The organism is Streptomyces sp. NPDC055103, from assembly GCF_053607625.1.
In genome coordinates this window covers 1-9936 of sequence record NZ_JBSGTX010000123.1, presented here as the reverse complement: position 1 = coordinate 9936, position 9936 = coordinate 1, and the positions used below count along the sequence as shown (strand labels likewise).

The 9936-nt window shown below is 72.1% G+C and carries 8 protein-coding genes and 1 pseudogene; 3 read left to right on the top strand and 6 right to left on the bottom strand.

Annotation, left to right across the window (positions count from 1 at the left end; genetic code table 11):
• Positions 1 to 114: 114 nt before the first annotated feature.
• From ACWFR1_RS39115 to ACWFR1_RS39095, 5 genes are all read right to left on the bottom strand, one after another.
• Positions 115 to 3243 (bottom strand): efflux RND transporter permease subunit, encoded by a 3129-nt coding sequence (locus ACWFR1_RS39115; protein WP_453560569.1) that lies wholly within the window; start codon positions 3241 to 3243, stop codon positions 115 to 117.
• A 186-nt stretch (positions 3244 to 3429) separates the two neighbouring features.
• Positions 3430 to 4119 (bottom strand): response regulator, encoded by a 690-nt coding sequence (locus ACWFR1_RS39110; RefSeq protein WP_453560567.1) that lies wholly within the window; start codon positions 4117 to 4119, stop codon positions 3430 to 3432.
• Complete coding sequence (locus ACWFR1_RS39105; RefSeq protein ID WP_453560564.1) at positions 4116 to 5372, bottom strand: sensor histidine kinase; 1257 nt, start codon at positions 5370 to 5372, stop codon at positions 4116 to 4118. The genes ACWFR1_RS39110 and ACWFR1_RS39105 overlap by 4 nt, the downstream gene beginning before the upstream one ends.
• A 296-nt stretch (positions 5373 to 5668) precedes the next feature.
• On the bottom strand, positions 5669 to 5947 hold the full coding sequence (gene pspAA / locus ACWFR1_RS39100) for a PspA-associated protein PspAA (protein WP_453560561.1): 279 nt from the start codon (positions 5945 to 5947) through the stop codon (positions 5669 to 5671).
• 42 nt (positions 5948 to 5989) lie between these two features.
• Positions 5990 to 6790, bottom strand: a complete 801-nt coding sequence (locus ACWFR1_RS39095) for a PspA/IM30 family protein (RefSeq protein WP_399224892.1) — start codon at positions 6788 to 6790, stop codon at positions 5990 to 5992.
• Between the two features lie 280 nt (positions 6791 to 7070).
• On the opposite strand from ACWFR1_RS39095, the gene ACWFR1_RS39090 reads away from it, so the two are divergent.
• From ACWFR1_RS39090 to ACWFR1_RS39080, 3 genes are all read left to right on the top strand, one after another.
• Positions 7071 to 7676: a DUF3043 domain-containing protein gene (locus ACWFR1_RS39090; RefSeq protein ID WP_453560558.1), complete on the top strand. Its 606-nt coding sequence runs from the start codon at positions 7071 to 7073 to the stop codon at positions 7674 to 7676.
• Positions 7677 to 7744: 68 nt separating this feature from the next.
• The gene (locus tag ACWFR1_RS39085; protein ID WP_453560556.1) at positions 7745 to 8548 is read left to right on the top strand and encodes a class I SAM-dependent methyltransferase; all 804 of its coding nucleotides are present in this window, start codon (positions 7745 to 7747) and stop codon (positions 8546 to 8548) included.
• Between the two features lie 180 nt (positions 8549 to 8728).
• Positions 8729 to 9790, top strand: coding sequence for a S1C family serine protease (locus tag ACWFR1_RS39080; RefSeq protein ID WP_453560553.1), 1062 nt, complete (start codon positions 8729 to 8731; stop codon positions 9788 to 9790).
• 68 nt (positions 9791 to 9858) lie between these two features.
• On the opposite strand, the pseudogene ACWFR1_RS39075 reads toward ACWFR1_RS39080, so the two are convergent.
• Positions 9859 to 9936: pseudogene (locus ACWFR1_RS39075) on the bottom strand (siderophore-interacting protein); the annotation flags it as partial.

Below are 9936 nucleotides of genomic sequence, written 5' to 3'. Positions count from 1 at the left end.
GTTGGGCCCCCACCCGTGCGGGCCCCGCCGACAGGTTTCACCCTTTCTAACCCGGTTTGGGCCGCCCGGGGTCTGGGGGGGGCGCCCCTTCCTCATGCCGTACGGGTCGGACCGTCAGATCACAGCCGGCTCCTTCGCCTGCGGCGGGACCGTCACGTCGCCGGCCTTCGCCTCCCTCTTCGCCGCCTTCTTCTTCGCGCGGCGCTCCTTGCGGAGCTCCACCATCGCGTAGAGCGTCGGGACGAGGAGCAGGGTCAGCAGCGTCGAGGTGATCAGACCGCCGATCACGACCACGGCGAGCGGCTGGGCGATGAACCCGCCCTCGCCGGTGATGCCGAGGGCCATCGGCAGCAGGGCGAAGATCGTCGCCAGGGCGGTCATCAGGATCGGGCGGAGGCGGTGCCGGCCGCCCTCGATCACCGCTTCGACGACGCCCAGGCCCTGGGCCCGGTACTGGTTGATCAGGTCGATCAGGACGATCGCGTTGGTCACGACGATGCCGATGAGCATCAGCATGCCGATCATCGCCGGGACGCCCATCGCCGTGTCCGTGACCACGAGCAGACCGATCGCGCCGGTCGCCGCGAACGGGATCGAGACCAGCAGGATCAGCGGCTGGATCAGCGACCGGAAGGTCGCGACGAGCAGCATGAAGACGATCGCGACGGCCGCGAGCATCGCCAGGAACAGGTTGGTGAAGGCCTCGGTCTGGTCCTCGGAGACACCGCCGATGCTCGCGGTGGCGCCCTCGGGCAGATCCAGGGAGTTGATCTTCGTCTGGAGCGAGGCGCTCACCGCGCCGGTGTTGTCACCGGTCGGCTTGGCCGTGATCGTCGCCGCGCGGGCGCCGTCGATCCGGGTCATGGAGACCGGGCCGGGGACCAGCTCGACGGTGGCGATGTCGCCCAGCTTCACCGGGCCGAGGGGCAGGGCCTTCAGTTCGGCGAGGGTGGTGGCGGGCTTCGCCGAGGTGATGAGGACGTCCCGCTCGCTGTCGTCGAGGTTCGCCTTGGCCGCCGGGGTGCCCCGGACGGCCTGGGCGACGATCATGCCCAGCGAGCCGGTGTCGAAGCCCGCGTCGGCCGCCTTGGCGTTGGCCTTCACGGAGATCCGCGGGACGGACTGGGACAGGTCGCTCTGGACGTCGGTGACGTCCTTCATCCCGGCGATCGCCGTGCGGACCTCCTCGGAGGCCTCTTCGAGGACCTTCGGGTCGGCGGCCTTGACGACCACGCTCAGGTCCTGGCTGCCGAAGCCGTCGCCGGCCGCGATGGTGGTGTCGCCGATGCCGTCGAGGGCGGCGAGCGCCTTCTCGATGGAGGCGCGGGTCTTCTCGTACGCGTCGGAGTCCTCCAGGCTGATCTTGTACGAGGCCTGGTTGGAGCCGGTGCCGCCGCCGAAGGCCGCCATGAAGCCGGAGGAGCCGACGGTGACCTGGTAGTCCCTGACGCCCTCGGTCTCCGCGAGGACCTTCTCGATCTTCTTCGCGGCCTCGTCGGAGGCGCTCAGGCTGGTGCCGGGTGCCAGCTCCTGCTGGATGCTGAGCACCTCCTGCTCGCCCTGGTCGAAGAAGTTCGTCTTCAGGAGCGGGGCCATGCCGAAGGTGACGACGAGGACGACGAGCGCGATGGCGAGGCTCGTGATCCGGCGCCGGGTCGCGAACCGCAGGACGGGCACGTACGCGCGCTGGAGGCGGCTCTTCTCCTCCTTCTCCTCGGCCTGCCTGCGGGCCTCCGCCAGGTCCTCCGAGGTGCCCTTGGGGGCGCGGAGGAACCAGTACGACAGGACGGGGACCACGGTCAGGGAGACGAGCAGGGAGGCCAGCAGGGCCGCCGTGACCGTCAGCGAGAACGAGCCGAACAGCTCGCCGATCATGCCGCCGGTCAGACCGATCGGCAGGAAGACGGCGACGGTGGTGAGGGTGGAGGAGGTGACCGCGCCGGACACCTCGCGGACCGCGGTGATGATCGCGGCCTGGCGCTCCTCGCCGTAGCCCAGGTGACGCTTGATGTTCTCCAGGACCACGATCGAGTCGTCGACGACCCGGCCGATGGCGATGGTGAGCGCGCCCAGGGTCAGCATGTTGAGCGAGAGGTCGCGGGTCCACAGCACGATCAGGGCCAGGACGACCGAGAGCGGGATGGAGACCGCGGTCACCAGGGTCGAGCGGATCGAGGTCAGGAAGACCAGGATCACCAGGACGGCCATGACGAGACCGAGCGCGCCCTCCGTGGTCAGGCCGGAGATCGCCTTGGCGACGGCCGGGCCCTGGTCGGAGACGACGGTCAGCTCGGCGCCCGCACCGAGGTCGCGGCGCAGCTCGGGGAGCTGCTCCTCGACGGCGTCGGAGATGGCGACGGCGCTGCCGTCCTTGTCCATGGTCGCCATGACGGCGAGGCTGGGCTTGCCATTGGTGCGGGTGAGGGAGACCCTCGGCGACTCCTCCTGGCGGACGGTGGCGACGTCGCCGAGGCGGACCGCCTTGCCCTTGCCGGGAGTGGCCGAGGGGATGCGCAGGTCCTCGATCTGCGCCAGGGAGGTGAAGCCGCCGCCGACCTGGATCGTGCGGCTCTTGCCGGCCTCCGAGAAGGAGCCGGCCGGCATCGTGGCGCCGCCGGAGCGGAGCGCCTCGGCGAGCTTCACGGAGCTGAGTCCGGCGGCGGCGAGCTTCCGCTCGTCCGGGACGACGGAGATCTGCAGGTCCTGGACACCGCTGACGGAGACCTGGCCGACGCCCTCGATGCCTTCGAGGGCGGGCACGACGGTCCGCTCCAGGAGGTCGGCCAGCGCCTGCGGGTCCTTGTCGGAGGCGGCGGCGAGGACGACGGTCGGCATGTCGTCCGTCGAGCCGGCCACGACCTGCGGGTCGACGCCGTCGGGCAGCTGGGCGCGGGCCCGGTTCACGGCCTGCTGGACGTCGGCGACGAGCTGCTTCGTCGACTCGTCGCCGTAGTCGAAGGAGGCCATGACGACGGCCATGCCCTCGGAGGCGGTGGAGGTGACGCCCTTCAGGCCGTCGACGGCCTTGAGGTTGTTCTCCAGGGGTTCGACGACCTGCTTCTCGACCACATCGGGAGAGGCGCCCTGGTACGGGGCGAGGATCGAGACCATGGGGAGCTCGATCGAGGGGAACAACTGCTGCTTCAGCTGCGGTATCGCGATCGCCCCGAACACGATCGCGACGATGGACGTCAGCCCGATCAGGGCCCGTTGCGCGAGGCTGAATCTGGACAGCCAGGACATGGGGTCTCTCTTCTGTGGCGTACTCGTCGACAAGCGGGAGCAGCCGGACCCCGGCCCGGATCCGCTGGATCCGCCGGAGGTGCCCCCCGCCTATACGATCTGCCATCCGCGGCCGGAAATCCTCGGCCCCCGGGTCCACATCCTTGTCCCGCGCATACCGCGTCTGGAGTACGCCGGGGCCCCCGGTCACTCCACCCTCGGACGTACCAGTCCCGATTCGTACGCGGTGACCACCAGCTGGGCCCGGTCGCGGGCGCCGAGCTTGGCCATGGTCCGGTTGACGTGGGTCTTCACGGTGAGCGGGCTGACGTCGAGCCGCTCGGCGATCTCGTCGTTGGAGAGGCCGCCGCCGACGAGGACGAGGACCTCGCGCTCGCGGGCGGTGAGGGCGGCGAGCCGCTCGGAGTAGGACCGGTCGCCGTCCGCCAGGGGTTCGAGCCCGCCGCCCTGCGCGAGGAAGGTGGCGATCAGGCCCTTGGTGGCGGCCGGGGAGAGCAGCGCCTCGCCGGCGTGGGCGATCCGGATGGCGCCGAGCAGCTCCTCCGGTTCGGCGCCCTTGCCGAGGAAGCCGGAGGCCCCGGCGCGCAGCGACTGCACGACGTACTCGTCGACCTCGAAGGTGGTGAGCATGACGATGCGTACGGCGGACAGCTCGGGGTCGGCGGTGATCGCGCGGGTCGCCGCGAGGCCGTCCGTGCCCGGCATGCGGATGTCCATGAGGACGACGTCCGGCCGCTCGGAGCGGGCCAGGGCGACGGCCTGGGCGCCGTCGGCGGCCTCGCCGACCACCTCCATGTCCGCCTCGGAGTCGACCAGGACCTTGAAGGCGCTGCGGAGCAGGGCCTGGTCGTCGGCGAGCAGTACCCGGATCGTCATGCGTCCTCCCCCGTACGGGTCGTCACGGGCAGTATCGCCTGCACCCGGAAGCCGCCGCCGTAGCGGGGTGCGGCGGTCAGGGTGCCGCCGAGCGCGCTGACCCGCTCGCGCATGCCGAGGAGGCCGTGGCCGCCGGAGTCGTCGGAGGGAGTCCCCGCCTGCGGGGCGCCGTTGTCGAGGACGGTGATCTCGACCGTACGGCCGACCCTGACGACGCTCACCTCCGCCTCGGCGTCCGGTCCGGCGTGCTTGCGCACATTGGTGAGGGCCTCCTGCACTATCCGGTACGCGGCGAGGTCGACGGTCGCGGGCAGGGGCCGCGGCGCGCCGCCGTCGGCGCGGGCCAGGGCGACGGGGAGGCCGGCCTTGCGGAAGCTGTCGAGGAGCCCGTCGAGGACGGCGAGGCCGGGGGCGGGCTCGGTGGGGGCCTCGGGGTCGCCGGACTGGCGCAGGAGCCCGACGGTGGCACGGAGTTCGTCGAGCGCGGAGCGGCTGGCCTCGCGGACGTGCGCGAGGGCCTCCTTGGCCTGGTCGGGGCGCTTGTCCATGACGTGGGCGGCGACCCCGGCCTGGACGTTCACCAGGGCGATGTGGTGAGCGACGACGTCGTGGAGGTCGCGGGCGATCCGCAGCCGCTCCTCGGCGACCCGGCGCCCGGCCTCCTCCTCGCGGGTGCGCTCGGCCCGCTCGGCCCGCTCGCGTATGGCGTCGACGAAGGCCCTTCGGCTGCGGACGGCGTCGCCCGCGGCGGCGGCCATGCCGGTCCAGGCGAAGACGCCGAGGTTCTCCTGCGCGTACCAGTGCGTGGGGCCGAAGATCATGGCGGCGGCGGTGAGCATCGCCATCGTGACGAGTCCGACGCGCCAGGTGGTGGGGCGGTCGGTGCGGGAGGCGACCGTGTAGAGCGCGACGACGGCGCTCATGGCGATCGGGGCGGGTCTGTTGTCGTTGACGAGCTCGAACAGGCAGATCGTCACCGTGAAGCAGAGCACCGCGAAGGGCCGGCGGCGGCGCCACACCAGCGCGGCGGCCCCGGCGACCATGATCAGCACGCTCCACAGGTCGGGCCGGTGGTCGCCGAAGGTCGGCCCTTCCCGGCTCCCGTGGGGGTCGGTGAAGGACCCGGCGATCATGCAGACCAGCGTGCCGCTCGCGATCACCGCGTCGAAGGCGAGCGGGTGCGCGCGGAACCAGTCGCGGAGGCGGGTGTGGAGGGTGCCGGTGGCGGGGCCGGTGGGGGTCACGTCGAGCAACGGTACGGGGCGTGCCCGGACGGCGGTACACGCCCGGGCCCCGCTGCCGGGGGCCCGTGCGGTGCGGGTCCACTGCCGGTGGCCTGGGCGGTGCGGGCCCGCTGCCGGTGGCCCGTGTGGTGCCGGCCCACTGCCGGGGGCCCGTGTGGTGCGGGACGGCACGGGGTCCCGCCGACCCCTGGGGGTGACGGGACCCGGCGTACGCGAAAGACGGCCCGGGACGACCCGGGGTCAGGCTGTCACCAGCCCGGTCTGCGGGCCGTGTCAGCCGGAAGCGGGCCGTCGCCGGCCCACGATCAGCCCGGGATCAGGCCGTTGTCGGAGAGCATCTCCCGGACCTCGTCCAGGGTCGCGTCCGGAGCCGGAAGGATCAGCTCCGAGGGCTCCAGGGCGTCGTCCGGGAGCGGCTCACCGAGCCGGCGGACGGCGTCGAGGAGGGCGCCCAGCGTGCGGCGGAAGCCCTCGGTGTCCCCCGACTCCATCTCCTTGAGCAGCTCGTCGTCCAGCCTGTTCAGCTCGACGAAGTGGCTGTCGGCCAGCTTCCACTGGCCCTCCCCCATGATCCGTACGATCATGACGCGTCCTGTCTGTCGGCCTCGGCCTGCTTTCGCCTGCTTCTACTTCTCGAACCGCGGGTGGGACTGCTGCTGCTGGGTGCGGTCCTGCGGCGCGGCCTCGCCGCCGCCTTCGAGCGCCTGCTGCTGCGCCGAAGGGCCTCCGGCCAGCTCGGCCTTCATCCGCTGGAGCTCCAGCTCGACGTCCGTGCCGCCCGAGAGCCGGTCCAGCTCCGCCTGGATGTCGTCCTTGGCGAGCCCGGACTGGTCGTCGAGAGCGCCCGAGGCGAGCAGCTCGTCGATCGCGCCCGCGCGCGCCTGGAGCTGGGCGGTCTTGTCCTCGGCCCGCTGGATCGCGAGACCGACGTCGCTCATCTCCTCCGAGATGCCGGAGAACGACTCGGCGATCCGGGTCTGGGCCTGGGCGGCCGTGTAGGTCGCCTTGATCGTCTCCTTCTTCGTACGGAAGGCGTCGACCTTGGCCTGGAGGCGCTGCGCCGCGAGCGTCAGCTTCTCCTCCTCGCCCTGCAGCGTCTGGTGCTGCACCTCCAGGTCGCTGACCTGCTGCTGGAGCGCGGCCCGGCGGGACAGCGCCTCGCGCGCCAGGTCCTCGCGGCCGAGGGCGAGGGCCTTGCGGCCCTGGTCCTCCAGCTTGGCGGACTGGCCCTGCAACTGGTTCAGCTGGAGTTCGAGCCGCTTGCGGGAGGTGGCGACGTCGGCCACGCCGCGCCGCACCTTCTGCAGCAGCTCCAGCTGCTTCTGGTAGGAGTAATCGAGCGTCTCGCGCGGATCCTCGGCCCGGTCAAGGGCCTTGTTCGCCTTCGCGCGGAAGATCATCCCCATACGCTTCATGACACCGCTCATGGGCTTCGCGCGCCCCCTTCTGACGGACTACGGCTCCAGCTCTCCAACAGGTCCACACTACGGGCCCTGCCTCCATTACCGCACTGTTCGGAGCGGGATGCGCTCCTCCCCAAGGACGACTGTGCGTGGTCTTCCTCCAGCCCAGGGTGTAGATCCCTCTAGGGGGTGGCTCGGGAAACCCCGCGCGTCCTCCGTGCGTACCGCCATAGACGCGGTCCGTTAGCGGATCGTTCCCGCCCGGGCTGGGGTCCATGCCCACCACCCCGTACCCTTGGGTTTTGTGTTCCGAAGCCGTTCGAAGGACGAGAAGGCCCCCACCGACAAGGTGACGGCGGACCCTTCCACCACTCAGCCCCGCGACCCCGAGGCCCCGAAGGGCCGCCCGACACCGAAGCGGAGCGAAGCGCAGACCCAGCGTCGGCGCGCCGCGACGGTGCCGACCGACCGCAAGGAGGCCGCCAAGCGTCAGCGCGAGGCGCGTCGCTCGGACCTGGCCCGGCAGCGCGAGGCGCTGGCGAGCGGTGACGAGCGTTATCTGCCGGCCCGTGACAAGGGTCCGGTGCGCAAGTTCGTCCGCGACTTCGTCGACTCGCGCTTCGCGATCGCCGAGTTCTTCCTGCCGATGGCCGTGGTGATCCTCGTGCTGTCGCTCTTCGGGAACGCCAACCGCGCCCTGCAGAACATCTCGCTTCTGCTCTGGCTCGGCGTGATCATCCTGATCGTGATCGACTCGGTCGGCATCTGGCTCCGGCTGCGGAAGCAGCTGAACGAGCGCTTCCCGAACGAGCCGAAGCGCGGCGCCGTGGCCTACGGGCTGATGCGTACGCTCCAGATGCGCCGACTGCGGCTGCCGAAGCCGCAGGTCAAGCGCGGAGAGCGGCCCTGAGCGCCGACAGCTCGGGCCTCGGTGAGCGCGCTTTCGACGAGCACGCTCCCGGTGAACGTGCCTTCGGCATGGACGCGTCGGCGACGGGCGGCGCCGTGCTGCCCGCCGTCGTGCACTGGCCCGCCGGGCACGGCGGGCTGCGCGACACCATCCGGCAAGAGGTCATCGCCCGTCAGCTCGACGAGCAGATATCGGCGCGCTACCCCGTGGGGCAGCGGCTGCGGATCCTCGACGCGGGCATGGGGCAGGGCACGCAGGCGCTGCGCCTGGCCCGTGCCGGACACACCGTGACCGGCTTGGAGGCCGACCCGGAGCTGCTGAAGACGGCGCGCGAGTCGCTGGCGACGGAGCCCGCCGGGATCCGCGAGCGGGTCCGCCTGATCGAGGGCGACGGTCGCGAGACCGGCGTCCACTTCCTGCCCGGCAGCTTCGACGTGGTCCTCTGCCACGGCGTCCTCATGTACGCGGACGAGCCGGACGCCCTGCTCGCGGGCCTGGCCCGGATGCTGGCCCCTGGCGGTCTGCTCTCCCTCGTCGTGCGGAACGCGGAGGCGCTCGCGATGCGCCCCGGGCTCGCCGGCGACTGGTCGGGTGCCCTCGCGGGCTTCGACAGCGATGTCTACACCGACGACAACGGCGTGAAGGTGCGGGCCGACCGGCTGGACGCGCTGACGGCGACGCTCGCGGGCATCGCGGCGCCGCTGCACGCCTGGTACGGGGTGCGGGTCTTCACGGACGGCATCCCGGCCGAGACGGGCCTGCCGGCCGCCGAGCAGCTGGACCGGCTGCTCGCCGCCGAGGACCGTGCGGGCCGCACGGAGCCGTACCGGCGGATCGCGGCCCTGCTGCACCTGTGCGGTGTACGGGGCTGACCCCCTGGGTCGTGTCCGGAAAGCAGCGCCGTCTGCCCGGACCCGGACACCCCCGAGATCCCGGGCCGGGCGACGCACCTCCGGGTGAGCTCCGTACCCGGGTACGGCCCGGGCGGGCGCCCGAACCTGATCGGGTGCGCTCGCCGGGCCGGGCTCCAGGGGCGCGCCGATACTCCGGACATGGACGTATCCCGTGCCCGACGCCTCCTCCTCCCTCTGACCGCCGGGGCCTGTGCCGCCGCGCTCGTCGGCGGCTGCTCCGCCGGCGGCGACGCGCCCGCGCCCGAGCGCTCCACCCAGGCGGCCGCTCCCCTCGCCGCCAACGACCTCCAGGACGACTACCGGGCCGTCATCAAGGACGTCCTGCCGTCGGTCGTCCAGATCGACGCGGCGAGCAGCCTCGGCTCCGGGGTCGTCTACGACGACAAGGGGCACATCGTCACCAACGCGCACGTGGTGGGCCAGGAGAAGACCTTCAAGGTCACGGCCGCGACGGGCGGGCAGCCGGTGACGGCCCGGCTGGTCTCCTCGTACCCGGAGCAGGACCTCGCGGTGCTCAAGCTGGACACCGTGCCGCAGGGACTGAAGGCGGCGAAGTTCGGCGACTCGGCCGGCGTCGACATGGGGCAGATCGTGCTCGCCATGGGCTCCCCGCTGGGGCTCTCCGGCAGCGTGACGCAGGGCATCGTCTCGGCGACCGGCCGCACGGTCAGCGAGGGCAGGACCGGCGGCGGCACGGGCGCGACCATCGGGAACATGGTCCAGACGTCGGCCGCGATCAACCCCGGCAACAGCGGGGGCGCCCTGGTGAACCTGGACAGCGAGGTCATCGGCATCCCGACGCTCGCGGCGACCGATCCGGAGCTGGGTGGCGGCTCGGCGCCCGGCATCGGCTTCGCGATTCCCGCGTCCATGGTGAAGACCGTCGCGGACCAGATCGTCAAGGACGGCAAGGTCACCGACTCGGGCCGGGCGGCCCTGGGCATCACCGGCCGTACGGTGCTGAACGACGACTACGAGCCGGCGGGCGTGGCGGTGGTCGAGGCCCCGGCGGACGGGCCGGCCGGCCGGGCGGGCCTCAAGCCGGGTGACGTGATCACACGGCTCGGCGACACCGACATCACGACGATCACGTCGCTGTCGGAGGCGCTGGCCTCGCAGAAGCCGGGCGACAAGGTGACGACCACGTACGTCCGGGGGACCGAGACCCGCAAGGCGGAGGTCACGCTCGGCGAGCTGTAGGACGGGGCCGACGGACGGGCCGGCGGGACGGGCACAGGACGGGCACAGGACGGGCAAGGGGGGTGCGGTGGCCATCGCAGGCCCTCGTCGCCGTGGACCACGAAGTCGACGGTCAGCTCGCGGTGGACCGGGTCCCAGGCCCGTAC

Bases quoted from the DNA above. Each gene is read 5' to 3' on its own strand.
- ACWFR1_RS39095 (WP_399224892.1), bottom strand. From the start codon at position 6,790: ATGAGCGGTGTCATGAAGCGTATGGGGATGATCTTCCGCGCGAAGGCG.
- ACWFR1_RS39080 (WP_453560553.1), top strand. From the start codon at position 8,729: ATGGACGTATCCCGTGCCCGACGCCTCCTCCTCCCTCTGACCGCCGGG.
- ACWFR1_RS39110 (WP_453560567.1), bottom strand. From the start codon at position 4,119: ATGACGATCCGGGTACTGCTCGCCGACGACCAGGCCCTGCTCCGCAGC.
- ACWFR1_RS39085 (WP_453560556.1), top strand. From the start codon at position 7,745: ATGGACGCGTCGGCGACGGGCGGCGCCGTGCTGCCCGCCGTCGTGCAC.
- pspAA (WP_453560561.1), bottom strand. From the start codon at position 5,947: ATGATCGTACGGATCATGGGGGAGGGCCAGTGGAAGCTGGCCGACAGC.
- ACWFR1_RS39115 (WP_453560569.1), bottom strand. From the start codon at position 3,243: ATGTCCTGGCTGTCCAGATTCAGCCTCGCGCAACGGGCCCTGATCGGG.